20 protein-coding genes are annotated in these 23,669 nt (G+C 71.2%); 11 read left to right on the top strand and 9 right to left on the bottom strand.

Annotated elements, in window-relative coordinates; translation table 11 throughout:
• Positions 1 to 11 precede the first annotated feature (11 nt).
• The gene (locus LPC04_RS06920) at positions 12 to 728 is read left to right on the top strand and encodes a hypothetical protein (RefSeq protein ID WP_275681442.1); all 717 of its coding nucleotides are present in this window, start codon (positions 12 to 14) and stop codon (positions 726 to 728) included.
• Between the two features lie 49 nt (positions 729 to 777).
• On the opposite strand, the gene LPC04_RS06915 is transcribed toward LPC04_RS06920, so the two are convergent.
• The 5 genes from LPC04_RS06915 to LPC04_RS06895 are packed head-to-tail and all read right to left on the bottom strand — an operon-like array spanning position 778 to position 5,432.
• Entirely contained in the window at positions 778 to 1,479 is a 702-nt protein-coding gene (locus tag LPC04_RS06915; RefSeq protein WP_275681441.1) for an HAD-IA family hydrolase, read from the bottom strand.
• The gene (locus LPC04_RS06910) at positions 1,476 to 1,694 is read right to left on the bottom strand and encodes a cysteine-rich CWC family protein (protein WP_275681440.1); all 219 of its coding nucleotides are present in this window, start codon (positions 1,692 to 1,694) and stop codon (positions 1,476 to 1,478) included. Before LPC04_RS06910 ends, LPC04_RS06915 begins: the two co-directional genes overlap by 4 nt.
• Positions 1,691 to 3,256 (bottom strand): malonate--CoA ligase, encoded by a 1,566-nt coding sequence (locus tag LPC04_RS06905; protein ID WP_275681439.1) that lies wholly within the window; start codon positions 3,254 to 3,256, stop codon positions 1,691 to 1,693. The genes LPC04_RS06910 and LPC04_RS06905 overlap by 4 nt, the downstream gene beginning before the upstream one ends.
• Before the next feature lie 51 nt (positions 3,257 to 3,307).
• Positions 3,308 to 4,090, bottom strand: coding sequence for an enoyl-CoA hydratase/isomerase family protein (locus LPC04_RS06900; protein ID WP_275681438.1), 783 nt, complete (start codon positions 4,088 to 4,090; stop codon positions 3,308 to 3,310).
• A gap of 31 nt (positions 4,091 to 4,121) precedes the next feature.
• Positions 4,122 to 5,432, bottom strand: coding sequence for a DUF4397 domain-containing protein (locus LPC04_RS06895; RefSeq protein ID WP_275681437.1), 1,311 nt, complete (start codon positions 5,430 to 5,432; stop codon positions 4,122 to 4,124).
• Between the two features lie 269 nt (positions 5,433 to 5,701).
• On the opposite strand from LPC04_RS06895, the gene LPC04_RS06890 reads away from it, so the two are divergent.
• Positions 5,702 to 6,628 (top strand): TolB family protein, encoded by a 927-nt coding sequence (locus tag LPC04_RS06890; RefSeq protein ID WP_275681436.1) that lies wholly within the window; start codon positions 5,702 to 5,704, stop codon positions 6,626 to 6,628.
• Between the two features lie 4 nt (positions 6,629 to 6,632).
• On the opposite strand, the gene LPC04_RS06885 is transcribed toward LPC04_RS06890, so the two are convergent.
• The gene (locus LPC04_RS06885; RefSeq protein WP_275681435.1) at positions 6,633 to 7,532 is read right to left on the bottom strand and encodes an SMP-30/gluconolactonase/LRE family protein; all 900 of its coding nucleotides are present in this window, start codon (positions 7,530 to 7,532) and stop codon (positions 6,633 to 6,635) included.
• 119 nt (positions 7,533 to 7,651) lie between these two features.
• On the opposite strand from LPC04_RS06885, the gene LPC04_RS06880 reads away from it, so the two are divergent.
• Genes LPC04_RS06880 through LPC04_RS06870 form a run of 3 tightly spaced genes read left to right on the top strand, consistent with a single transcriptional unit; the run spans position 7,652 to position 10,286 of the window.
• Positions 7,652 to 8,491 (top strand): alpha/beta fold hydrolase, encoded by an 840-nt coding sequence (locus LPC04_RS06880; protein ID WP_275681434.1) that lies wholly within the window; start codon positions 7,652 to 7,654, stop codon positions 8,489 to 8,491.
• 1 nt (position 8,492) lies between these two features.
• Positions 8,493 to 9,596 (top strand): threonine aldolase family protein, encoded by a 1,104-nt coding sequence (locus LPC04_RS06875; protein ID WP_275681433.1) that lies wholly within the window; start codon positions 8,493 to 8,495, stop codon positions 9,594 to 9,596.
• A 54-nt stretch (positions 9,597 to 9,650) separates the two neighbouring features.
• Positions 9,651 to 10,286, top strand: coding sequence for a LuxR C-terminal-related transcriptional regulator (locus tag LPC04_RS06870; protein WP_275681432.1), 636 nt, complete (start codon positions 9,651 to 9,653; stop codon positions 10,284 to 10,286).
• Between the two features lie 7 nt (positions 10,287 to 10,293).
• Here LPC04_RS06870 and LPC04_RS06865 read toward each other — a convergent pair whose 3' ends face one another.
• Positions 10,294 to 10,551, bottom strand: a complete 258-nt coding sequence (locus LPC04_RS06865; protein ID WP_275681431.1) for a hypothetical protein — start codon at positions 10,549 to 10,551, stop codon at positions 10,294 to 10,296.
• A gap of 218 nt (positions 10,552 to 10,769) precedes the next feature.
• On the opposite strand from LPC04_RS06865, the gene LPC04_RS06860 reads away from it, so the two are divergent.
• Positions 10,770 to 11,030 (top strand): hypothetical protein, encoded by a 261-nt coding sequence (locus LPC04_RS06860; RefSeq protein WP_275681430.1) that lies wholly within the window; start codon positions 10,770 to 10,772, stop codon positions 11,028 to 11,030.
• Between the two features lie 39 nt (positions 11,031 to 11,069).
• Here the strand turns inward: LPC04_RS06860 and LPC04_RS06855 are convergent, their stop codons facing one another.
• The gene (locus tag LPC04_RS06855) at positions 11,070 to 11,672 is read right to left on the bottom strand and encodes a Crp/Fnr family transcriptional regulator (protein WP_275681429.1); all 603 of its coding nucleotides are present in this window, start codon (positions 11,670 to 11,672) and stop codon (positions 11,070 to 11,072) included.
• Positions 11,673 to 11,818: 146 nt separating this feature from the next.
• Positions 11,819 to 12,979 (bottom strand): MFS transporter, encoded by a 1,161-nt coding sequence (locus LPC04_RS06850; RefSeq protein WP_275681428.1) that lies wholly within the window; start codon positions 12,977 to 12,979, stop codon positions 11,819 to 11,821.
• 62 nt (positions 12,980 to 13,041) lie between these two features.
• On the opposite strand from LPC04_RS06850, the gene LPC04_RS06845 reads away from it, so the two are divergent.
• From LPC04_RS06845 to uvrA, 5 genes are all read left to right on the top strand, one after another.
• A complete protein-coding gene (locus LPC04_RS06845) occupies positions 13,042 to 13,707 on the top strand; it encodes a TetR/AcrR family transcriptional regulator (protein WP_275681427.1) in 666 nt (221 codons plus the stop codon).
• The gene (locus LPC04_RS06840) at positions 13,704 to 14,897 is read left to right on the top strand and encodes an amino acid deaminase/aldolase (protein ID WP_275681426.1); all 1,194 of its coding nucleotides are present in this window, start codon (positions 13,704 to 13,706) and stop codon (positions 14,895 to 14,897) included. Before LPC04_RS06845 ends, LPC04_RS06840 begins: the two co-directional genes overlap by 4 nt.
• Before the next feature lie 15 nt (positions 14,898 to 14,912).
• Positions 14,913 to 16,199 carry a D-arabinono-1,4-lactone oxidase gene (locus LPC04_RS06835; RefSeq protein ID WP_275681425.1) on the top strand — a complete coding sequence of 429 codons (1,287 nt, stop codon included), beginning with the start codon at positions 14,913 to 14,915 and terminating at the stop codon, positions 16,197 to 16,199.
• 161 nt (positions 16,200 to 16,360) lie between these two features.
• Positions 16,361 to 17,653 carry an NAD(P)/FAD-dependent oxidoreductase gene (locus tag LPC04_RS06830; RefSeq protein WP_275681424.1) on the top strand — a complete coding sequence of 431 codons (1,293 nt, stop codon included), beginning with the start codon at positions 16,361 to 16,363 and terminating at the stop codon, positions 17,651 to 17,653.
• A 186-nt stretch (positions 17,654 to 17,839) separates the two neighbouring features.
• Entirely contained in the window at positions 17,840 to 23,620 is a 5,781-nt protein-coding gene (gene uvrA / locus LPC04_RS06825) for an excinuclease ABC subunit UvrA (RefSeq protein WP_275681423.1), read from the top strand.
• The last annotated feature ends 49 nt before the right edge of the window (positions 23,621 to 23,669 follow it).

The raw sequence follows: 23,669 nt of genomic DNA, 5'->3' as shown, positions 1-23,669 counted from the left end.
ATAATCCGCGCATGAGTTCCCGCTGGACTGGCTTTTTCATCTGGGCCCTGGTGGCGGCTAGCACCGCCTTCTGGGGTATCAAGATCTTCGCCGCCACGCGGCCCGTGCCCGTTGGGGCGCAGGCGCCGCAGGCGGTGACGGCCAATGGGCCGATGGAGCGGCTGTTCGGCGCCGTCGTGGTGCCCATCGCCGCGCAGCCCGTGCAGCATCCGGAGAGCGAACGCTTCCAGCTGGTGGGCGTGATCGCGCCGCCGGGCGTCACGCAGGGCGGCTTCGCGCTGATCTCGCTCGACGGCCAGCCCGCGCGTACCTGGCGCGTCGGCGCCACGGTCGACGGCAACACGTCCCTGCTCGCGGTCAGCAAGCGCGGCGCGGAGTTCGGCCCGGCGGGCGGCCCGACCGCCTTCACGCTGCAACTGCCCGAGCCCGCAGCGGCCGAGACGGGCACGCTCGCGCCCGCCACGTCGCAGCCCGATCCCGCGCAATTGCAGAACGTGCAGGTGCAGGGCGCGCCGACGCAGGTCGAGAACGCGCAGCACGTCGGCCAGCCGCCGGCGATGGGCGGACGCGGCGGCTTCCAGGGCCGCATGGGCGTGCCGCAGCCGCCCATGGGCCGCGCCGCGTTCAACCCGACGCCGGGCGCCATCCAGGGTGGCGGCCAGCCGCGCATCGCCGCGCCGCCCGACCAGACGCAGAACGACAACGGCGCCGTGCCCCAGCAGCAATAAGGCGCTCGCACACCCCGCACCAGCCGGCTTCGCGCCGGCTGTTTCGTTTCTAGACGCCCAGTGCGTCGGCGACGTCGAGCAGCGTCGCGAAGCGATGCGCGCCCGCGCGCGGCGCCGCGTCCGCGTGCGCGCCGTCGGGCCGGCAGATCCAGCCCGCGTGCAGGCCGGCGGCGAGCGCGCCGGCGACGTCGGTGTCGAGGTCGTCGCCCAGGTGCAGCACCCGGTGCGGCGGCGCCTTCGCGGCCGCGCAGGCGGCCTGGAAGATCGACGGATCCGGCTTGGCCACGCCGTGCAGCCGCGCCGACACCGATCCCGCGAAGAAACGCTCGAGGCCGACGCGATGCAGCTCGGCGTTGCCGTTGCTGACCGCGATCAGCGGATAGCGCGAGGCCAGGCGCTCGAGGCCCGGCAGCACGTCGTCGTAGAGCGTAACGGCATGGCGCGCCTCGAAGAACACGTCGAACGCGAGCTCGGCCAGCGCCGGGTCGTCGCCGTGCTTGCGCAGCGCGCGGCGGATCGTCTCGAGGCGGATCGCGCTCAGGTCGTGCGCCCAGTGCGGATGTTCGGCCGCGACCTCGGCGCGCAGCGCGAGCATCGCCGCGGGCGGCGTGTTCTGCGCGGTCGAAGGCGCGTTCGCGCGCAGCCACTCGGCCAGCACCTTCTCGGCGGCGATGAGCGTCGGGCGCACGGGCCATAGCGTGTCGTCGAGGTCCAGCGTGAGGGCCGTGACCGGCTGCAACGTCGACGTCATGCGGGCGTCTCCGGATGGTCGGCGAGCGCGGCGAGGCAGCCGGCGCACAGGCAGTCCGACCACGTCGCGCGCAGCTCCGCGAGCCGCTCGGCGCCCAGCTTGTACGCCACGCAGAAGCACGGCGTCGCACGATCGGCGCCGACGCCGCATGCGAACGGGCCACCGCAGCGCGGGCAGGTCGTCGCGCGATGGCCGGCGGCCAGCGTGTCGCTCATTCGAACAACGCCGCGAGCTCTTCGCGCAGCAGCTTCTTCTGCACCTTGCCCATCGCGTTGCGCGGCAGCGCATCGACGACGCGCACGTGCTTGGGCACCTTGAAATGGGCGATCGTCGAGCGCAGTTCCGCGATGACGTCCGCCGGCACCGGCGTCGCCCCCGAGCGCGCCACGACCACGGCGACGACGGCCTCGCCGAAGTCCGGATGCGGCACGCCGACGACGGCCGATTCGGCGATGCCGGGCAGGTCGTTGATGCGGCCCTCGATCTCGGCCGGGTAGACGTTGAAGCCGCCGCTGATGATCAGGTCCTTGCTGCGCCCGATCAGCGTCAGGACGCCGTTCGCGTCGACATGCCCGACGTCGCCGGTGCGGAACCAGCCGTCGGCGGTAAATTCCTCGCGCGTCTTCTCGGGCATCTGCCAGTAGCCGGCGAACACGCTGGGCCCCTGCACCTCGATGCCGCCGATCTCGCCGGTGGCGCAGGCGCGGCCCTGGTCGCCGTGCACGCGGATGCGCACGCCGGGCAGCGCGGGGCCGACGGTGCCGGGCAGGCGCGCGCTCTCCGGGCGATACGGGTTGGAGGTGATCATCGCCGTCTCGCTCATGCCGTAGCGCTCGAGGATCGTGTGGCCGGTGCGCTCGCGCCAGGCGGCGAAGGTGTCGGCCAGCAGCGGCGCCGAGCCGCTGACGAACAGCCGCATCGTCCGGCACGCCTCGGCGTTCAACGCGGGCTGCGCGAGCATGCGCACATACAGCGTGGGCACGCCCATGAACATCGTCGCGTCGGGCAGGCGCGCGATCGTGGCGAGCGGGTTGAAGTGGTGGAACCAGATCAGGCGCGCACCGGCGCGCAGCGCGCCGTGCAGCGCCACGAACAGGCCGTGGATGTGGAAGATCGGCAGCGCGTGGATGAGGACGTCCCTGTCGGATCCTTCGCGCCATTGCCAGAACCGGTGCAGCGTGTCGGCGTTCGCGAACAGGTTGCCGTGCGTCAGCTGCGCGCCCTTGCTGCGGCCGGTGGTGCCGCTGGTGTAGATGATGGCGGCGACGTCGCCTGCCGCGCGCGGCACGGTGTCGAATTCGTCGCCCATCTGCGCGGCGCGCTCGAGCAGGCTGCCCGAGCGATCGTCGCCCAGCGTCAGCACCGTGCGCGTGCCGCGCGCGAACGCGATGCGGCTGATCCAGGCGAAGTTGCGCGGCGCGCACACCACCAGCGCGGGCTGCGCGTTCTCGACGAAGTACTCGACCTCGCTCGCCTGGTAGGCGCCGTTGAGCGGCACGTAGACCAGACCCGCCCGCAGCGTGGCCAGGTACAGCATCACCGCCTCGACCGACTTGTCGGCATGCACCAGCACGTGCGCGCCGGCGGGCAGCGCGAGGTCGGCGAACAGGTTGGCGATGCGCGCGCTGCCGCGCTCGAGGTCGCGCCACGTGTAGTGCAGCGGCGCGAACGGATGGCCGTCGTGGGCCGGCGCGTCGGCGGTCTCGATCGCGGTGTCGTCCAGGCGTTCGGGGAAGTGCGCGCGCAGCTGGGCGTAGAGGTTCGCGTTGTCGGGCATGTCTCGTCGTTCTTGTTGCGGCCCGGGGGCCGACAGACGCGATTGTGCCGCTCAGAACTTCGCCGGGCGCTTTTCGATGAATGCGGCCAGGCCTTCGCGGTGCTCGTCGGAGTCGGCGTACGCGTAGTGCGCCGCGCGATCCTCGGGCTCGCTGAACGTGGGCCGCGCGAACGCCCGCAGCACGCGCTTGTTCAGCCGCATGGCCTGCGGCGACAGGCCGGCGATGTGCGCCGCGACGCGCTGCACCTCGGCCTCGAGCTTGTCGACGTCGACCACCCGCGTGACGACGCCGCGTTCGTGCGCCTCGGCCGCGCCCATCAGCCGCGACTCGATCAGCAGCTCGCGCAGCAGCGTCTGGCCGACGATGTGCGAGACGATCTCGACCTCGGCCGGCGCCATCGGAAAGCCGAGCCGCGCGATCGGCACGCCGAAGCGACTCGTCGGCTCGCACAGCCGCAGGTCGCAACAGGCGGCGATCTCGAGGCCGCCGCCGATGCACGCGCCCTCGATGTGCGCGACCAGCGGCACGTCGCAATCGAGCATCGCGCGCAACGCAGGGGCGACGATGTCCTCGTGGTACGCGGCGAGCGACTCGGGCTCGAAGCGGAACTGCGGGAACTCCTCGATGTCCGCGCCGGCGACGAATTCGCGGTCGGCGCCGCGCACGACGATCACGCGCGGCGGCGTCTCGTCGTGCTGCAGCGCGTCGAACACCGCGCGCAGCTCGCGCCACATCGCGAGGCTCAGCGCGTTCATCTTGCCCGGGTTGGAGATGCGCAGCGTGGCGACGCCGGCGGCATCGGTGGGTTCGAGTCGGATGTGGGCGTCGGACATGGCTTACCTCGCTGCGGTGGGAGCGTGCGTGTCAGCGATCCTGGACCTGGGCGATCACCGGCGCCGCCAGCGTGCCGTAGATGAAGATCGTGTACACGCCGCCCGCGGAGAACGTCTTGTCGATCAGGTCGGCGGGCGTGGCGCCCGTGATGATGGCATGGACGTCCGATGTTCCGCTGGAAGGCGGGATGTTGGTGTAGGTCGACGCGGCCTGGAACGCCGCCGTGCCGACCGACTTGCCGTCCACGGTCGCCGAGACCGAGCTCGGGTTGGTGGTGTTCAGCCCGTTGACCACGCGCACCTTCACCGTGTTCGTGGCATTCGTCGACGGCGTGTTGTTGTCGGAGATCAACGCCGCGGTCGGATTCGACGAGGTGCCCGTGACGAGCAGCGTGTAGTCGCTGCCGGCGGCGATGGCGGGCAGCGTCACGCCCGACACGGTGCCGCTTCCGACCGTGATGGTGGGGCTGAAGGCGCCGATGGGCACCGTCACGTAATCGCCGACGGACGGCGAGGGCGCGGCCGTGGCGAGGTCGGTCGACCCGAGCGTCACCGTCACCGGCGAGTCGCCGTCGGCCACCACGCGCACCCGCGCGATCGCGCTGGCATAGGCCGTGTAGGCCCCCTGCTGGTCGAGCACGGAACCGTTGAGGAGCACGCCGCCCGCGGTGTGGGTCAGGATCAGCGTCGCGATCTCCTGGTCCTTCAGCTTGAGGCCGGTGATCTCCAGCAGCAGCGTGGACGTGTCGCCCGCCGCGAAGACGCACACGTTCCAGGTCGAGCCGGTCGACGACGGTGCGGTGACCTGCGTGTAGGTCGTCTGCAGCCCGGTGACGGCGGATGCGAACGCGGTGTCGGTGACGGCCAGCGAGGTGCAGTCGCCGCTGATCAGGTAGACGTCGACGCTCGCCGCCTCGCTGGTGGCGGCGTTGAAGACGCGCAGCTTGGCGTTGCCGGACGCGGGGTCGGTGTCCTCGTCGGTGAGGAACTGCGCCTTCGTCGTCGTGCCGGTCAGGTAGGTGACGATCGAGTAGTGATCCGTCTTGGCGATGGTCCCCGGCACGGGGATGGCGGCACCGGCGCTGGTCGAGCCCTTGATGTCGAAGGTGTAGCTGCCGCGATCGATGGCCGTGTAGGCGCTGGCCGTGTTCGAGGCAGTGCCGCCGACCACCAGCTCGTCGCTGCCGTCGCTGTTCTGCTTGTACAGATCCAGCGAGGCGTATTCGCTCGTCGCGTTGATGATGCGCACGTCGCCCTTCTGCGCGTCATCGTTGCCGCAGCCGTGCAGGAACGGCAAGGTCAGTGCCACCGCGAGGGAGGCGGCCCAGGTCTTCAAGCGCATGTCTACTCCGTGAATGTCGTTGTGCGGCCGGTGGCGTCGCGACGCGGCAGTCTGCGCGCGCGACCCTGCGGGTTTGTTGCTCGATCGTGACGGCACGGACAGGCAACGGCGCAGCGCGCCGGTCGATGCCGCAGTGTAGTGCGGCCGGCGCGACGTCCGCTCGCGTGCTCGACAGCGTCGTTCGCGGCCGGCTTCCCGCGCTTCGTCGCAATCGTGCTGCGGCGTGCGGGCCCGCGGCCCGAGGATGCGCGTCTCACGAGGAGGCCCTGATGACATCCGCCCAACGATTCGTCGCCTGCGCGCTGTGCGCGTGGGCCGTCGCCGCCACCGCCGCCGAGACGCCCGAGATCTTCGCGCCGGGCGTGGTCTCCGGGCCGTCGAGCGACGCCGACGCCGCGTTCACGCCCGACGGCGCCACGCTGGTGTTCTCGCGCGACGGCGCGATCATGATCTCGGGCAGGACGGCGACCGGCTGGTCGACACCGCGCATCGCGCCGTTCTCCGGCCGCTGGATGGACGCGCAGCCCACCTTCGCGCCCGACGGTTCGGCGCTGGTCTTCGTCTCCAACCGCCCGCTGGCCGACGGCGACGCGAAGCATCCGGGCGGCAACCTGTGGCGCGTCGAGCGCCGTGGCGACGCCTGGGGCGAGCCGGTGCACCTGCCCGCGGTCGTCAATCGCGGCGCGAGCATCTGGGGCCCGAGCGTGGCGGGCGACGGCAGCCTGTACTTCATGGACCGCGTCGGCGGCAAGGGGCCGTTCAAGCTGTGGCGCGCGCAATGCCGCGACGGCACGTGGCAGGCGCCCGTGCTGCAAGTGCTGGGCGACCCGGCGATGCAGCAGGTCGACCCGGCCGTCGCGCCCGATGAGTCCTTCATCGTCTTCAGCGCGAAGCATCCGGACACCGACGAGCACGAGCGCCTCTACATCGCGTTCCGCGACGGGGCGGGCTGGGGCCAGGCGATCGATCTGGGCGCGCCGGTCAACCTCGAGGGCAACGACAGCAACGAGTCACGCCTCGCGCCCGACGGCCGCACGCTCTACTTCACGAGCGATCGGCAGACGCCCGTCCACTACCCGCGAAGCGCGACGCAGGCCGAGGCCGACCTCGCGCGCATCGCCGCGTGGGACAACGGCAACCAGAACCTCTGGCGCGTCTCGCTCGCGCCCTGGCTGGACGCGGCGAAGAAGCGCTGACGCGTCAGACGTCCGCGAAGTTGACCGGCAGCCCCGGCACGTCGACACGGCAATGCAGCACCTGGCCGGCCCACGGCTGCGCGGCCAGCTCGGCATCGGGCCGCTTCTCGCGCGACGTCGTCACGTACAGCGTGCGCAGGTCGTCGCCGCCGAAGCAGGGCATGGTGGGGCAGCGCACCGGCAGCGGCACCGACTGCAGCAGCGTGCCGTCGGGCGCGAAGCGCGCGAGGCGCTGGCCCTCGAAGCACGCCGCCCAGTAGCAGCCTTCGATGTCGACGGCGCCGCCGTCGGGCCGGCCGCCGTAGGTCTCGAGCGCCTGGCCGTCCTGCTTGGGCGGGAAGCTCGCGAACACGCGCCGGCGCGACAGGTTGCCGCCCTGCGGGTCGAAGTCGAACGCGAAGATGGTGCTGAGCTTGGTGTCCGTCCAGTACATCGTGTGGCCGTCCGGGCTCCAGCCCAGGCCATTGCTGTTGGCGACCTCGTCGACGATGCGGTCGAGGCTGTGCGGCGTCAGGCAATAGAGCGAGCCCTTGGGCAGGCGCTCGTCGTGGATGGTGCCGACCCAGAAGCGGCCCTGCGGGTCGGCCTTGCCGTCGTTGAAGCGCAGCTTCTTCGTGTCGTAGGGCGCAGGCAGGATGCGATGGCTCTCGCCGCTGGCCGGTTCGAAGTGGAACAGGCCGTCGCGCCGCGCCATCAGCACGCCGCCGTCGGGCCGCGGCGCGATGCTCGCGACCTCGGCGGGAAACGACCACTGGTCATGCCTTTGCGTGGTGGTCGCGAAGCGGTTGAGCTTGTGGCCGGGGATGTCGACCCAGTAGAGCGCCTGCTCGCCCGGATGCCAGAACGGCGACTCGCCGCCGATGGAGGCGGGCACGGGCAGCGGCGAGAAATCGAACGTGGACATGGATCACCTGGCGCGAGAAGGACGACGACGCCGATCGTAACGGCGTACCTGCGTGAAACCGGTGGCGATTGCGATATCGTCGCCGCCATGGCCTCGACGGCCGACTCCGAGAGCAAGCGATGATCCCGACCTCGAACTACGCCACCGTGCTCGGCACCGAGTTGCACTACATGGAATGGGGCGCCGGCCACGCCGACACGGTGGTCGCCTGGCACGGCCTCGCGCGCACCGGCCGCGACATGGACGACATCGCCGCCCACCTCGCGCAGCGGTATCGCGTGATCTGCCCCGACACCATCGGCCGCGGCCTCTCGCAATGGAGCCGCGCGCCGGAGCGCGAGTACTGCTTCGCACACTACGAACGACTTGCGACGGCGCTGCTCGACCACCTCGGCCTGCAGCGCGTGCACTGGCTCGGCACGTCGATGGGCGGCGCCCTCGGCCTGCGCGCGGCCGCGGCATCGCTGCTGGGCCGCATCGGCAAGCTGGTGCTCAACGACATCGGCCCGGAGGTCGCGGCGTCGGCCGTCGAGCGCATCCGCAACTACGCGGGCAGCCCGCCGGCCTTCGATACCGTCGGCGAGCTCGAGGCCTACTTCCGCACCGTCTACAAGCCGTACGGCGCGATCACCGACGTGCAGTGGCGGCGCCTCGTCGAGTCATCCACGCGCCGCCTGCCCGACGGCCGGGTGACGCCGCACTACGATCCGGCGATGGTGCAGCAGTTCGTCCACCATCCGCGCGACTACGACCAGTGGGACGCGTGGGATCGCCTCGCGATTCCCGTGCTGGTGCTGCGCGGCGTCGACTCCGACCTGCTCGAGCCCGACGTCGCGCGGCAGATGACCGAGCGCGGCCCGCGCGCGACGCTGGTCACCGTGCCCGGCTGCGGCCACGCCCCCGCGCTCAACACGCCCGAGCACTTCGCCTGGGTCGACGATTTCCTCGCAGGACACTGACATGGCGCTCACGCCCGAACAACGCCAGGCGCTGCGCAAGCGCTGCCCGCTGATCGTCCCCGGCTTCGACATCCCCGACGCCGCCGGCGAGTTCCGCCAGCTCGCCGACTGGTGCGCGGCCAACGACGTCGCGCACGACACCTACGGCAAGGGCGAGCTGGTCGAGGGCTTCGAGCGCAGGATCGCCGACTTGCTCGGCAAGCCGGCCGCCACCTTCATGCCCAGCGGCGTGATGGCGCAGCTTGCCGCGATCCGGATCTGGACGGAGTCGGCGCGCCTGCCGCGCTTCGGCATGCATCCGACCTCGCACCTCGCGCACCACGAGGAGCAGGCCTTCGCCGCGCTGATGCGGCTGCACGGCGTGCCCGTCGGCGATCGGCTGCGGCCGATGACCGCGGCCGATCTCGAGGCCGTCGCGCAGCCGCTCGCGTGCGCGATCGTCGAACTGCCGATCCGCGAGGCCGGTGGCCAGTTGCCGAGCTGGGACGAGCTCGAGGCGCTGAAGGCCGCGGCCCGCGCGCGCGGCGTCGTGCTGCACATGGACGGCGCGCGGCTGTGGGAGAGCGCGGCGTTCTACGACAAGAGCTACGCCGAGATCGCCGCGGGCTTCGCCTCGGTCTACGTGTCGCTGTACAAGGGCATCGGCGCCTTCGCCGGCGCGATGCTGGCCGGCGACGAGGCCTTCGTCGCCAACGCGCGGCTGTGGCGCAGCCGCATGGGCGGCACGCTGTATCACATGAGCCCGATGGTGGCCGCCGCGGCGATGCGCTTCGACGAGCGCATCGCGCTGATGCCGGCGCTGTACCGGCGTGCGCTGTCGTTCGCGTCGGCGCTGCGCCGCCATCCGCGCCTGCGCGTCAACCCGGAGGTGCCGCAGGCCAACCTGCTGCACCTGCACTTCGACGCGCCGGCCGACGCCGTGATGCAGGCGCGCGACGCGCTGGCCGAGGACGCGGCCGCCTGGCTGTTCGACAACGTGCGCAACGTCGACGTGCCGGGCCGCAGCGTCACGGAGATCTATGTCGGCGATCGCCTGCTGGCGGTCGACGATGCGCGCATCGACGCGCTGTTCGAGCGGCTGTTCGTGATGCTGCAGCCGTCCTGAGTCGGCGCGCTCTCGGGTAGGGAAAATCGCGCCCGGTCGCGCTAAGCTGGCGCCATGCCTCACGCACGCGAGCGCGGTCGTCCCGCGCATCCGGATGTCCTGACGCCGGCCGAATGGCGCGTCGTCGAGGCGGTGCGGCACGGCCTGCGCAATCGCGAGATCGCGCGGCGCCAGGGCGTCAGCCTGGATGCCGTGAAGTTCCACGTCGCCAACGCGCTGGCCAAGCTGGGCCTGTCCGGCCGTCACGAGCTGCGCCGCTGGAACGGCGTTCGTCGCGACAGCCACTTGTTCAACAAGGAGCATTCGATGGCACAGGAAGTCAAGCTCGGAGCCCTCGGCCAGATCGCGCGCACGGTGCGCGACATCGCCGCGGCGCGCGCCTGGTACGGCGACGTGCTGGGCCTGGCGCATCTCTACTCGTTCGGCAATCTCGCGTTCTTCGACTGCGGCGGCGTGCGCCTGTTCCTGTCCGAGGGCGAGGCCGCGGCGTCGCAGTCCATCCTCTATTTCCTGGTCGACGACGTGCGCACGGCGCAGGCGTCGCTCGCGGCGCGCGGCATCGAGTTCACGCACGCGCCGCACATGATCCATCGACACGCCGACGGCACCGAGGAGTGGATGGCCTTCATCGAGGACAACGAGGGACGGCCGCTGGCCATCATGTCGCGCGCGGCGCCCGCCGCGGGCTGAGCAGCCGTCACGCGCCGGCGTGCACGAACAGCGCGAGCACGCCGGCGAACACGGCGCCGCAGGCGGTCGCGGCCAGCAGTGCGGACAGCGCGCGGCGGGCCACGGACGGGGTCTCGAGCCACGGCTCGAGGCCACGCCGGTCGAAGCGGCTGTCGTTGTCCGCCGACGGGCGATGGCGCGGGGTGGCGACGACGGCGGCCGGCGCGGGGACGATCGCCGGGGCAGCGGCGGGAGCGGCGAAATCGGCGATGCGGACGGTGTTCATGGCGAATCTCCTGGAAGCGTGTCGGGAGGATTCGCGTCGGCGGGATGCCGTGCGTCCTCACCTTCCAGGACGCCGTGTCGCGCCCGAAGCGGACATCGCGCGGCAACGGCGCCGCATCAAGGCGATCGCAAGGTGCGCCTGCCATACTCGCCGCCGGCGGCCCATCGTCCGCTGTCCACGCATCCGATCAAATCCCGTCACCCGCCAAAGGATCCAAGATGACTTCCAGCAAGCTGCTCCGCATCGCTCTCGTTGCCGCCTCCCTGGGCTGCGGCACCCAGGCCTTTGCCGCATCGTCGGCCTCCGCGCCCGCCAAGGGCACCGGCGCGCGCCAGACGCATCACTGCAAGCAGGCCGACGGCAGCATGGACATGGGCAAGACCAAGAAGGCCTGCCTGGCCGACAAGGGAACCTGGGCCAGGGACGACGCGTCGGCAGCGGCGCCAGCACCGGCGGCCTCCGCGGCAGCCAAGAAGTAGGTTCCTGGAGCCAGGGGCCGCTCGCCTTGCGCGCCAGCCTCAGGCGGCGCGTGCATCGGTGGCGCGTTGCACCGTCGCGTTCTCTATGTCGCGCTGCAGTCGGCCAACGACGAGGCGCATGAAGTAGAAGCCGAGGCTGGGGTCCTGATGGAAAAGCTGGAACAGCATCTCGTCGGTCATGCGATAGAGCTCGCAATCGGTCTCGCAGACGAGCGTCTGCGTGCGCTTGCGCTCCGGGGTGAAGAGGCCGATCTCTCCGATGAGATCCCCCGGACCGAGCTCGATCGGCAGGCCGTCGATCCGCAGGCGACCGCTCGCGACGTAGATCATCGAGTCCGCCGCGTCGCCTTTGCGGAACAGCAACTCGCCGGCCGCGTGCCGGACGCGCGTCATGTGCGGCAGGAGCCGCGGCGCGATCTCCGACACCGACTGCGCCTTCCTGATCTCCGCCGTGAGCCGGCGGATGTCGACCAGGCGGACGATGTTCAGCGGCAGCAGGCAGCCGTGGAGGATCGCGACCGGCCACACCGCATCCATCACGGCGTAGGCCACGAAGAAGACGTTGCTGCCGATGGCGAAGGCCCGCAAGGGCAACATCCCGCGCCGCGTGAAGCTGACCAGCGAAAACGCCGCGGCGATCATCTGGCACGCCAGGTCGATGTGCGGAACGTGTGGCATCTGTCGTTCTCTCGCGGCGCCGGGTACGAAGGATCATAGTCCCGCGCCGGATGGCTGTTGACGAGGCGCCCTGGGCAGCCTCGCGACGTGCCCGCTTGGCGCGATGGACGCTAGGTGACCGCGCGCCCACCCCCGAACGCCTTCCACGTGAACGGCATCGCCAGCACCGCGCACGCGCCCAGCGCCAGTCCGCAGCCGAGGCCGCCCAGCTGCGTCAGCATCGTGCCCGCCAGTGCCGTGCCGATGAAGGCGGCGACGAACGTGACGACGATGCTGCGTGACAGCAGCGAGCCGTCCGCGTCGAGGCTGGAGATGCGCGACGTCAGGAAGGGCGTGACGGCGTAGTACGCGAACGAAACGAACAGCTGCGCGGCGAAGAAGTCGGCCGCGCCGTGCACGAGGAAGAACCACAGCGCGGCGCCGCCCATCAGCAGCTGCGCGGCCCACAGGATGGGCAGCCGCAGCTCGTGGCTGCGCCGGTGCGACGCCGCGAGCGCGCCGACGGTGCCCAGCAGCGACACCAGCGCCAGCAGCGGCCCGATGCGCTCGGGCGGCAGGCCGATCCGGTGGCCGACGACGTCGGCCAGCGCCCATTGCGCGGACAGCACGCTGTAGACGAGGATCATCACGCCCCAGATCGGCAGCAGCACGCCCCAGCGGATCCGGGGCCTGGCCGGGCTGCCGGCGCTCGCGGCCGCGGGCTGGACCGCATCGGCCCCGGCGGCCGCCGACGGCCAGGCGATCAGCGCGAACGCCGCGGCGAAGACGACGAACAGCCACTGGCTCACGAAGCCGGGCGGCATCGCGTAGGCCGCGACCAGCAGCGCGCAGTCGATCACGCCCGAGACCAGGATGATCACGCCCCACGCGCGCTCGGCCGCGGCGCGGTTGGACAGGCTGGCCGCGACCACGACGAACAGCACGCCCTCGAACAGGCCCGTGACGAGCCGCGCGCCGCCCACCGCCGCGAGTGTCGGCATCCACGCGCCCGCGGCCTGCGCGAGCAGCGTGCCGATCATCGCGATCCAGGCGAGCCGGCGCGGCACGCGCGCGATCCAGCGCGGAAAGACGGCGCAGCTGATGGCGATGCCGGCGATCTCGAGGGCCGCGAAACCGGTGGCCGCGTCTTCGCCGGCGCCGAAGCGGCGCATCAGCGCGCCCACGATCAGCGGCATCAGGATCGTGCCGTTCGTCGCCACCGCGTAGGCGCAGGCGAGCCGCAGCAGCGCGGCCAGCGGCAGGTCGGGGCGGTTGCTGGCGGCGTCCGTCATGGCAGGGGGTTGAAAGTGAGCATTGATCACAATATGATGTGATCAATGCTCATTTGTCAATGATGACGAACCCGCCCGAATCCCTGTCCTCGCCGGCGCGAAGCACTGCCGGAGAAGCCGGCCGCCAGCCGCGCCAGGAGCGCAGCCGGCACCGCGTCGAGACCATCCTCGACGTGGCGCTGGCGCTCGTCGTGGAGCAGGGCGCGGAGGCGCTGGCGATGCGCGAGGTCGCGCGCCGCGCGGACGTGCAGATCAGCTCGATCTACCAGTACTTTCCGTCCAAGGCGCACATCATCCGCGAGCTCGCCAAGCGCAACCTGGCGCGCGTGCGGCTGCTGCTGCAGGACGAGGTGCGGCGCCTGCTCGCCGAGTTCGACGACGCGCCGCCGGTGGCCGAGTCCGTCGAGCGCCTGGTCGACGCCTACTTCGCGCACTACCGCGACCAGCCCGACGCGCTCGCCGTGTGGGCCGGCGCGCAGAGCGACCACGGCCTGCGCGAGCTGGACCTGGAGGACACGCGCAGCACCGCCGAATTCCTCGTGATGCCGCTGCAACGCATCCTCGGGCGCGACGATCGCGAGACCGTCTATCCGCTCGCGCTGCTCGTCTCCGAGGTCACCGGCGCGGCCGCGCGCCTCGCGCTGGCGCTCGAGTCGCCGCTGCGCGAGCAGCTGATCGCGCGCCACAAGGCCATGCTGGTGGCCACGCTCGAGGCCCACCGAACATGACCGTCGCCGACTACGATTTCTACAAGCACGCGCTCGCCGGGCAGCGCCTGCCGGCCGCCTTCGTCGACCTCGACGCGCTGGACGCGAACCTGGCCGACCTGCGCGCGCGGGCGGCGCACTTGCCGATCCGTCTCGTCACGAAGTCGGTCCGATGCGTCGCGATCCTGCGCCGCGTGCTCGCCAGCGGCGCGCCGTTCCGCGGCCTGATGTGCTATTCGCCGGCCGAGGCCGCGTGGCTCGCGTCGCTGGGCTTCGACGACCTGCTGGTGGCCTATCCGTCGGTCGAGCCCGAGGACCTGCGCGCCGTCGCCGCGCAGGTGCGCGCGGGCTGGCGCATCACGCTGATGGTGGACAGCGCGGCGCAGGTGCGGCGCATCGCGGCTGTCGCGAGCGAGCGCGGTGTCGTGCAGCCGCTGGCGATCGACCTCGACATGTCGTCCGACTTCCCGGGCCTGCACTTCGGCGTCTTGCGCTCGCCGGTCGACGGGCCCGACGCGGCCGTCGCGCTGGCCGCCGAGATCGCGCGCCATCCGTCGCTGCGGCTCGACGGCCTGATGGGCTACGAGAGCCAGATCGCCGGCCTGATGGACGAGGTGCCCGGCCAGGGCGCGAAGAACGCGGTGATCCGGCTGCTCAAGCGACGCTCGATTCCCGAGATCAACGAACGCCGCCGCGCGACGGTCGCCGCGCTGGCCGCGGCCGGCCACGCGCTGCGCTTCGTCAACGGCGGCGGCACCGGCAGCTTCGAGAGCACGCGCGAGGATTCGAGCGTCACCGAGCTTGCCGCCGGATCGGGCCTCTACGTGCCCACGCTGTTCGACCACTACCGCGCGTTCCGCGGCCGGCCTGCCGCCGGCTTCGCGGTGGCCGTGACGCGCTCGCCCGCGCCGGGCATCGTCACCTGCGCGGGCGGCGGCTATCCGGCGTCGGGCCCGGGCGGCGCCGACCGCATGCCGCGGCCCTGGCTGCCGGCAGGCTGCGCGCTGGTCGCGACCGAAGGCGCGGGCGAGGTGCAGACGCCGGTGCGCGTGCCCGCGGGCGTCGCGCTGGAGCCGGGTGATCCGCTGCTGTTCCGGCACGCGAAGGCCGGCGAGCTGTGCGAACGCTTCAACGAGTTGCTGCTGATCGAGGGCGGGGCGGTGGTCGACAAGGTCGCCACCTATCGCGGCGACGGCAAGTGTTTCTTCTGAACGGGATAGCCGCGAATGTGGAAGAACTGGTCGGGGTATGTCGAGTGTCCGCGCACGCCGGTCGTCACGCCGGACAGCGCCGCGCAGCTGGCGCAGCTGCTGGCCGACGCCGCGCGTGACGGCACGCCCGTGCGCATGGTCGGCGCGGGCCACTCGTTCAGCCCGCTGGTGGCGAGCGACGGCGTCATCGTGTCGCTGGACAAGCTGCAGGGCGTCATCGTTGTCGATGCGACGACCAACATCGCGCGCGTGCAGGCCGGCACCCGCCTGTACGCGCTCGGCGCCGCGCTCGCCCAGCACGGGCTGGCGATGGAGAACCTCGGCGACATCAACGTGCAGTCGATCGCCGGCGCCACCAGCACCGGCACGCACGGCACGGGCGCCGCATTCGGCAACCTCGCCACGCAGATCGCCGCGCTGAAGTTCGTCACCGCCGACGGCCGCGAGGTCGTCGCGTCGCCCGCCGAGAACCCGCAGCTGTTCGACGGCGGCCGCATCGGGCTCGGCAGCCTGGGCGTGCTGACCGAGGTGAGCCTGCGCCTCGTGCCCGCGTTCCGGCTGCGGCTGGAGCGCGGCAGGATGGATCTCGAGGACTGCCTCGCGCAGGCCGACGCCCTTGTCGCCGCCAACCGCTCGTTCGAGTTCTACTGGCTGCCGCACACCGAGTCGGTGCTGACCAAGAAGTGGAACGCCACCGAGGCGCCCGTCGACCAGATGGGCTTCGGCCGCTGGGTCAGCGACGTGCTGCTGGAGAACGCGGCGTTCGGGCTGCTTTGCGACATCGGCAAGGCGGTGCCGTCGTGGTGTCCGCCGCTGAGCCGTCTCTGCGCCTCGATGCTGTCGCACAGCGAGCAGGTGGACGCGAGCTGGTCGATGCTGTCGACGGTGCGCTCGGTGCGCTTCAACGAGATGGAGTGGGCGGTGCCCGCGTCGCGCGGGGCCGATGCGTTGCGCGAGATCAAGGCGTTGATCGCCCGGCGTGAATTCCCGCTGATGTTTCCGCTGGAGTACCGCTGGGTGAAGGGAGACGACATCTGGCTGAGTCCGAATCATGGGCGTGACAGCGTGCACATCTCGGTGCACCAGTACCGGGGCATGCCGTTCGAGGGCTACTTCGAGGCGGTGCAGGCGATCTGCCTGAATCACGGCGGGCGGCCGCATTGGGGGAAGGTGCATTCGCTTCGTTCTTCGCAGCTGGCGCGGCTCTATCCGCGGTGGGACGATTTCCTCGCTCTGCGCGAGACGATGGATCCGGCGGGGCGGTTCTTGACGCCTTACCTGCGGGGGCTTTTCGGGGTCTGAGCTTGTTGCTGGCTTTGCCTGCGGCGCTTGTTGCCAGCCGCTTGCGCGGCTGGCGTTCCTGGGGGCGTGGTCGCGGGCGGCAGGGCGGGCAGGAACGCTCGACGCGAAGCGGCGAGCGAAACAACGCCGCGGGCATCGCGAACCGCAGCCAGAATGCGCCAATGCAAGGCGATCCTTTGACTCACGGCCTGTGGGAGATGTCGGCGCCGCCGGCGCCGGAAACGCCGCCGCTGCGCGGGCAGATCGCGGTCGACGTCGCCGTCGTTGGCGCGGGCTTCACCGGCCTGTCGGCCGCGCTGCACGTCGCCGAAGCCGGGCGCTCGGTCGCCGTGCTGGAGGCGGCGGACATCGGCTTCGGCGCGTCGGGCCGCAACGTCGGGCTCGTCAACGCGGGGCTGTGGGTGATGCCCGACCAGTTGTCGCAGCGGCTGGGTGCGACGCACGGCGCACGCTTGCTGCAGGCGTTGGGCGAGGCGCCATCGGTGGTGTTCGATCTCGTCGCGCGGCACCGCATCGCGTGCGAGGCGGTGCGGCATGGCACGCTGCATTGCGCCGTGGGCGCGCGCGGCTTGGCCGGATTGCGGGAACGGGCGGCGCAATGGCATCGCCTGGGTGCGCCGGTGCGCCTGCTGGACGCAGCGGAGACCGCGGCCCGCACCGGAACGTCGGCCTACGCCGGCGCCTTGCTCGACCTGCGCGCCGGCACGATCCAGCCGCTCGCGTACGTGCGCGGGCTCGCATGGGCGGCCGCGCGCGCGGGCGCGAGCCTGCATGGCGACAGCCCGGTCGTCGGCGTCGAGGATCTCGGATCGCGGTGGCGCCTGAAGGTTCGCGGCGGCGGCGAGGTCGATGCCGGCTGGGTCATCGTCGCGACGAACGCCTGCACCAGCCCGGATGGGCCCTGGCCGGCGCTCGCCACCGAACTCGTGCGCATGCCCTACTTCAACCTGGCGACGGCGCCGCTGCCGGATCGCCTCGCGGCGACCATCCTGCCGCATCGCGAAGGCGCCTGGGACACGCGCGCCATCCTGAGTTCGTTTCGCCGCGACGAGGCGGGGCGCCTGGTGTTCGGCAGCATCGGCGCGCTGCGCGGGCCGGGCCACGCGATCCATCGCGGCTGGGGCCGGCGCGCGCTGGCGAAACTCTTTCCACAACTGCGCGACGTCGGCTTCGAGCACGAGTGGTACGGCTGGATCGGCACGACGCCGGACGCGCTGCCGCGCTTTCACCAACTGGCGCGCAACGTCGTCAGCTTCAGCGGCTACAACGGCCGCGGCATCGCGCCGGGCACGGTGTTCGGGCGCGAGCTGGCGCGGCTGGTGCTGGGCGAGGGGGATGTCGAAGGACTGTCGCTGCCCGACGCCGCGCTGGTGGCCTTCGGCCTGAAGCCGCTGCGCGAGGCGTTCTACGAGGCCGGCGCCCAGGTTGCGCACGCGGTCGGTGCCCGCTGGTGAGGTGAGTCTCAGCCGTCGAGCAAGCCCTGGTCGAAGGCGGTCGCCTTGTCCTGCGACTGGTTCGAGAGATGGGGCCGGTGCCCTGGATTTCAACAACATCCGACGCCGCGCAAGGCCGAAAAAAAGATGACAGGCGCTGGCAGGCCCCGCCCCTAGAATCTTCCGCCTACCCTCCAAAGGACTCTCATGAGCGGGCTCATCCGCATTCGCGGCGCGCGGCAGCACAACCTGAAGAACCTCGACCTCGACATCCGCACCGGCGAGCTGACCGTGGTGACGGGTCCGAGCGGGTCGGGCAAGTCGAGCCTGGTGTTCGACACGCTGTACGCGGAAGGCCAGCGGCGCTACGTCGAGACCTTCTCGGCCTATGCGCGGCAGTTCCTGGATCGCATGGACCGTCCCGCCGTCGACCACGTGGAGGGCGTGCCGCCCGCGATCGCCATCGACCAGACCAACCCGGTACGCAGCTCGCGCTCGACGGTCGGCACGATGACCGAGCTCAACGACCACCTGAAACTGCTGTTCGGCCGCGCGGCCGCGCTGTTCGACAAGGTCACCGCGCTGCCGGTGCGCCACGACAACGCCGACACGATCTACGCCGACCTGGTGCAGCGCGCGGCCGCGCAGGGCGACCCGCGCGTGGCGGTCACGTTCCCCGTGGAGCTGCCGGCCAACACGACGGCCGAGGAGGTGACGCAGTGGCTGTCCACCAGCGGCTTCACGCGCGTGCATGGCGAGCGCACGATCAAGGACGACAAGGGCGAGCGCAAGCTGCTCGACGTCGTGGCCGATCGCTTCCGCGTCGGCAACGTCGAGAAGGTGCGCGTGGTCGAGGCCATCGAACTCGCGTTGAAGCGCGGCCAGGGCCGGCTCAACGTCGACGTGCTGCCCGAGAGCGCCGAGGCCGAGGACCCGGGCATCCGCTGGCGCTGGTCGACCGGCCTGCACTGCCCGGAGAGCGACCTGCGCTACGGCGATCCGCAGCCGGCGCTGTTCTCGTTCAACTCGGCGTTCGGCGCCTGCGAGACCTGCCGCGGCTTCGGGCGCGTGATCGGCGTCGACTGGGGCCTGGTCGTGCCGGACGAGAAGAAGACGCTGCGCAACGGCGCGGTCAAGACGATCCAGACGCCGGCCTGGAAGGAACAGCAGGACGACCTGATGAAGTACGCCGGCGACGCCGGCATCCCGCGCGACACCGCGTGGAACATGCTCACCGACGCGCAGCGCAAGTGGGTCATCGAGGGTTCGCCGAACTGGAACGGCAACTGGCACAAGCAGTGGTACGGCATCAAGCGCTTCTTCGAGTACCTCGAGTCGAAGGCCTACAAGATGCACATCCGCGTGCTGCTGTCGAAGTACCGCAGCTACACGAAGTGCCCCGCGTGCGACGGTGCGCGCCTGAAGCTGGAGGCGCAGCTCTGGCGCGTCGGCACCAAGGAGCAGGCCGATTCGGTGCTGCCGCCCGAACTGCGCCACATGCCGCACGGCGTCGACTGGACGCGCGAACAGCTCGAAGCGTTGCCGGGCCTGGGCCTGCACGACATGATGCTGCTGTCGATCGCCCGTCTTCGACGATTCTTCGACCAGCAACACACGCCGGATCACCTGCCCGACGAGGCGTTGAAGCTGCTGCTCGACGAGATCTGCACTCGGCTGAAATACCTCAACGACGTCGGCATCGGCTACCTCACGCTCGATCGCCAGAGCCGCACGCTGTCGGGCGGCGAGGTGCAGCGCATCAACCTGACGACGGCGCTCGGCACCTCGCTGGTCAACACGCTGTTCGTGCTGGACGAGCCGTCCATCGGCCTGCACCCGCGCGACATGCACCGCATCGTCGAGGCGATGCAGCGCCTGCGCGACGCCGGCAACACGCTGGTGGTGGTGGAGCACGACCCGGCCGTGATGCTGGCGGCCGACCGCCTGATCGACATGGGCCCGGGCCCGGGCGAGCGCGGCGGCCAGATCGTGTTCGACGGCGAGCCCGAAGGCGCGAAGCTGGCCGACACGCTCACCGGCGCGTACCTCGGCGCGCGCAAGCAGGTCGGCATGGGCATCCGCCGCGCGGTCGTCGAGTCGACGCCGCGGCTGATCGTGCAGGGCGCCACCGAGCACAACCTGCGCAACGTGACGGTGGAATTCCCGCTCCAGCGGCTGGTGGTCGTGACCGGCGTCAGCGGGTCGGGCAAGAGCACGCTGATGCAGGACGTGCTGTACCCGGCGCTCGAACGCCACTTCGGCAAGCCGACCGAGACGCCCGGCAAGCACGAGGCGCTGCTGGGTGCGGACTGGCTCTCGGAAGCCGTGTTCGTCGACCAGAGCCCGATCGGCAAGACCGCGCGCTCGAATCCGGCGAGCTACGTCGGCGCGTTCGACGAGATCCGCAAGCTGTTCGCCACGACGCCGGTGGCCATCGAGCGCAACTACGGCGCGGGCATGTTCTCGTTCAACGCGGGCGACGGCCGCTGCCCGACCTGCGGTGGCTCCGGCTTCGAGCACGTCGAGATGCAGTTCCTGTCCGACGTCTACCTGCGCTGCCCCGATTGCGACGGCAAGCGCTTCCGCGCCGAGATGCTGGACGCGCACCTGGTGCGGCGCGACCGCCAGCTCTCGATCGCCGACGTGCTGGAGCTGACCGTCAGTGAGGCCGTCCAACTGTTTGCCGATGATCGCGAGGTGATCCGCCGGCTGCAGCCCATCGTCGACGTCGGCCTCGACTACGTGAAGCTCGGACAGCCGGTGCCCACGCTGTCGGGCGGCGAGGCGCAGCGCCTGAAGCTGGCCGGCTTCCTCGCCGAGGCCGCGCAAGGGCCGCAGCAGGCCGTCGCGAAGAAGGGCACGCTGTTCCTGTTCGACGAGCCGACCACGGGCCTGCACTTCGACGACATCGCCAAGCTGATGCGCTCGCTGCGCCGGCTGCTGGACGCCGGCCACTCGCTCATCGTCATCGAGCACAACCTGGACGTGATCCGCTCGGCCGACTGGCTGGTCGATCTCGGGCCGGAAGGCGGCGAGGGCGGCGGCGAGCTGGTGGGCGTCGGCACGCCCGAGGACCTCAAGGCCAACACGCGCTCGCACACGGGCCGCGCGCTGCGCGACTACGAAGAGACGCTGGGCCTGGAGCGCTACGCCGCGTCCGACGTCGCGAAGGAAAAGCACGCGCGCTACGCGGCGGTCGAGGACGCGCGCTACAAGGCCGAGGGCAAGCGCGACGACAGCAAGGACGGGCCGAGCCTGCAATCGCTGGTCAGCAAGCGGCGCCGCGCCGTCGAAGGCAGCGCCGAGGACAACTCGATCCGCATCGTCAACGCGCGCGAGCACAACCTGAAGGGCATGGACGTCGCGATCCCGCGCGGCAAGTTCACGGTCGTCACCGGAGTGTCCGGCTCCGGCAAGAGCACGCTGGCGTTCGACATCCTGTTCAACGAGGGCCAGCGGCGCTATCTCGAATCGCTCAACGCCTATGCGCGCAGCATCGTGCAGCCGGCCGGACGGCCCGAGGTGGACGCGGTGTACGGCATCCCGCCGACGGTGGCCATCGAGCAGCGGCTGTCGCGCGGCGGCCGCAAGAGCACGGTCGCGACCACGACCGAGGTTTGGCACTTCCTGCGGCTGCTGTGGGTCAAGCTGGGCGTGCAGCATTGCATCCACGACGGCAGCCCGGTGCGGCCGCAGAGCGTGGAGAGCATCGCCGCGCAGCTGCTGCGCGACTACCGTGGCCAGCACGTGGGCCTGCTCGCGCCGCTGGTGGTGGCGCGCAAGGGCGTCTACACCGACCTCGCCAAGTGGGCGAAGGCGCGCGGCCACACGCACCTGCGCGTCGACGGCGAGTTCATGAAGGTCGATCCGTGGCCGCGCCTGGATCGCTTCAAGGAGCACGCGCTGGAGCTGCCGGTGGGCGATCTCGTCGTCACGCCGGAGAACGAGGCCGAGCTGCGCGCGCTGCTGGCCAAGGCGCTCGATTCCGGCAAGGGCGTGATGCACCTGTTGACCCCGCTGGACGGCCTCACCGAGGCCATGGAGCTGGGCCATTCGACGCTGGGCATCGGCACGGTCAAGGTGTTCTCGACCAAGCGCGCGTGCCCGACCTGCGGCACCAGCTACGGCGAGCCCGATCCGCGCATGTTCTCGTACAACAGCAAGCACGGCTGGTGCCCGGGCTGCGTCGGCACCGGCCTGGCGCTGACGCGCGAGCAGCGCGCGGCCTTCGATGACTCGGTGCTGGACGAGAACGAGCGCGGCCGCGAGCAGGCCTTCGTCACGAAGGAGCCCGACGAGACCGAACTGCACGACGCCGCCTGCCCCGACTGCCACGGCGCGCGCCTGGCGCCCGCGCCGCGCGCGATCAAGTTCGAGGACCAGGCGATCACCGACGTGGCGCAATGGGCCGTGACGGACGTGCGCAAGTGGGTCGAGTCGCTGCGGCTGTCCGGCCGCGACGCGGACATCGCGCGCGACGTCATCAGCGAGATCCGCAGCCGGCTCGTGTTCCTGGAGGACGTCGGCCTGAACTACCTGACGCTGGATCGCGCCGCGCCGACGTTGTCGGGCGGCGAGGCGCAGCGCATCCGCCTCGCGGCGCAGCTGGGCTCCAACCTGCAGGGCGTCTGCTACGTGCTGGACGAGCCGACCATCGGCCTGCATCCGCGCGACAACAAGATCCTGCTGGACGCGCTCGCGCGCCTGGGCTCGCAGGGCAACACGCTGGTGGTGGTGGAGCACGACGAGGACACCATCCGCCGCGCCGACCACCTGATCGACATCGGCCCCGGCGCCGGCAAGCGCGGCGGCCGGCTGGTGGCCGAAGGTACGGCGGCGGACCTGTCGGCCAATCCCGACTCCGTGACCGGCCGCGCGCTCGCGCATCCGCAGACGCACCCGATGCAGCCGCGGCGCGAGGTCGCCTTCGCGGCCGACGACGCCGGTGCCAGCACGCACATCACGATCTTCGGCGCCAAGCTGCACAACCTGCAGGGCATGCCGGTGCGCGTGCCGCTGCAGCGACTGGTGGCCATCACCGGCGTCAGCGGCTCGGGCAAGAGCACGATCGCGCGCGACGTGCTGCTGGCCAGCGTCGCCGACCTGGTGAGCAGCCGCGGCAAGACGGCGCCCACCGGTTGCGAGTCGGTGGAGGGCTGGCACTCGGTCGACCGCGTGCTGGAGGTCGACCAGACCCCGATCGGCAAGACGCCGCGCTCGTGCCCGGCCACCTACATCGGCTTCTGGGACGCGATCCGCAAGCTGTTCGCCGAGACGCTGGAGGCCAAGGCGCGCGGCTACGCGGCGGGTCGCTTCAGCTTCAACACTGGCGGCGCCAACGGCGGCCGCTGCCCGGGCTGCGAAGGCCAGGGCGTGCGCACGATCGAGATGAGCTTCCTGCCTGACGTGAAGGTGCCCTGCGACCGGTGCCACGGCGCGCGCTTCAACCCGGCGACGCTGGCCGTCACCTGGCGCGGCAAGTCGATCGGCGACGTGCTGCAGATGGAAGTCGACGAGGCGGTGGAGTTCTTCGCCAGCATGCCGGCGATCGCGCATCCGCTGCAACTGCTGCAGGACGTCGGCCTGGGGTACCTGACGCTGGGCCAGCCGTCGCCGACGCTGTCGGGCGGCGAGGCGCAGCGCATCAAGCTGGTGACCGAGCTGAGCAAGGTGCGCGACGAGGTGGGGCGGCGCGGCCAGAAGGCGCCGCACACGCTCTACGTGCTCGACGAGCCGACGGTGGGCCTGCACATGGCCGACGTCGCCAAGCTGATCAAGGTGCTGCACCGCCTGACCGACGGCGGCCACAGCGTGGTCGTGATCGAGCACGACCTCGACGTCATCGCCGAGGCCGACTGGGTCATCGACATGGGCCCGGAAGGCGGCTCGGCCGGCGGCCGACTGGTGGCCGAGGGGCCGCCGGAGCATCTGGTGGCGAAGCGGACGCATACGGGGATTGCGTTGGGGCCGGTGTTGGCGAGGAAGTAGGGCGGCGACGCGCGCGGACACGCGCCGCGCTCGTTGCGATCGCCTGGTC

The organism is Scleromatobacter humisilvae (genome assembly GCF_023231945.1).
GTDB lineage: Bacteria > Pseudomonadota > Gammaproteobacteria > Burkholderiales > Burkholderiaceae_C > Scleromatobacter > Scleromatobacter humisilvae.
Note: the sequence above shows the minus strand (reverse complement) of the source record. Positions and strands in the feature narration are given on the sequence as shown.

Coding starts and splice junctions, on each gene's coding strand:
- LPC04_RS06920 (WP_275681442.1), top strand. CDS start 12: ATGAGTTCCCGCTGGACTGGCTTTTTCATCTGGGCCCTGGTGGCGGCT.
- LPC04_RS06915 (WP_275681441.1), bottom strand. CDS start 1,479: ATGACGTCGACGTTGCAGCCGGTCACGGCCCTCACGCTGGACCTCGAC.
- LPC04_RS06910 (WP_275681440.1), bottom strand. CDS start 1,694: ATGAGCGACACGCTGGCCGCCGGCCATCGCGCGACGACCTGCCCGCGC.
- LPC04_RS06905 (WP_275681439.1), bottom strand. CDS start 3,256: ATGCCCGACAACGCGAACCTCTACGCCCAGCTGCGCGCGCACTTCCCC.
- LPC04_RS06900 (WP_275681438.1), bottom strand. CDS start 4,090: ATGTCCGACGCCCACATCCGACTCGAACCCACCGATGCCGCCGGCGTC.
- LPC04_RS06895 (WP_275681437.1), bottom strand. CDS start 5,432: ATGCGCTTGAAGACCTGGGCCGCCTCCCTCGCGGTGGCACTGACCTTG.
- LPC04_RS06890 (WP_275681436.1), top strand. CDS start 5,702: ATGACATCCGCCCAACGATTCGTCGCCTGCGCGCTGTGCGCGTGGGCC.
- LPC04_RS06885 (WP_275681435.1), bottom strand. CDS start 7,532: ATGTCCACGTTCGATTTCTCGCCGCTGCCCGTGCCCGCCTCCATCGGC.
- LPC04_RS06880 (WP_275681434.1), top strand. CDS start 7,652: ATGATCCCGACCTCGAACTACGCCACCGTGCTCGGCACCGAGTTGCAC.
- LPC04_RS06875 (WP_275681433.1), top strand. CDS start 8,493: ATGGCGCTCACGCCCGAACAACGCCAGGCGCTGCGCAAGCGCTGCCCG.
- LPC04_RS06870 (WP_275681432.1), top strand. CDS start 9,651: ATGCCTCACGCACGCGAGCGCGGTCGTCCCGCGCATCCGGATGTCCTG.
- LPC04_RS06865 (WP_275681431.1), bottom strand. CDS start 10,551: ATGAACACCGTCCGCATCGCCGATTTCGCCGCTCCCGCCGCTGCCCCG.
- LPC04_RS06860 (WP_275681430.1), top strand. CDS start 10,770: ATGACTTCCAGCAAGCTGCTCCGCATCGCTCTCGTTGCCGCCTCCCTG.
- LPC04_RS06855 (WP_275681429.1), bottom strand. CDS start 11,672: ATGATCGCCGCGGCGTTTTCGCTGGTCAGCTTCACGCGGCGCGGGATG.
- LPC04_RS06850 (WP_275681428.1), bottom strand. CDS start 12,979: ATGACGGACGCCGCCAGCAACCGCCCCGACCTGCCGCTGGCCGCGCTG.
- LPC04_RS06845 (WP_275681427.1), top strand. CDS start 13,042: ATGACGAACCCGCCCGAATCCCTGTCCTCGCCGGCGCGAAGCACTGCC.
- LPC04_RS06840 (WP_275681426.1), top strand. CDS start 13,704: ATGACCGTCGCCGACTACGATTTCTACAAGCACGCGCTCGCCGGGCAG.
- LPC04_RS06835 (WP_275681425.1), top strand. CDS start 14,913: ATGTGGAAGAACTGGTCGGGGTATGTCGAGTGTCCGCGCACGCCGGTC.
- LPC04_RS06830 (WP_275681424.1), top strand. CDS start 16,361: ATGCAAGGCGATCCTTTGACTCACGGCCTGTGGGAGATGTCGGCGCCG.
- uvrA (WP_275681423.1), top strand. CDS start 17,840: ATGAGCGGGCTCATCCGCATTCGCGGCGCGCGGCAGCACAACCTGAAG.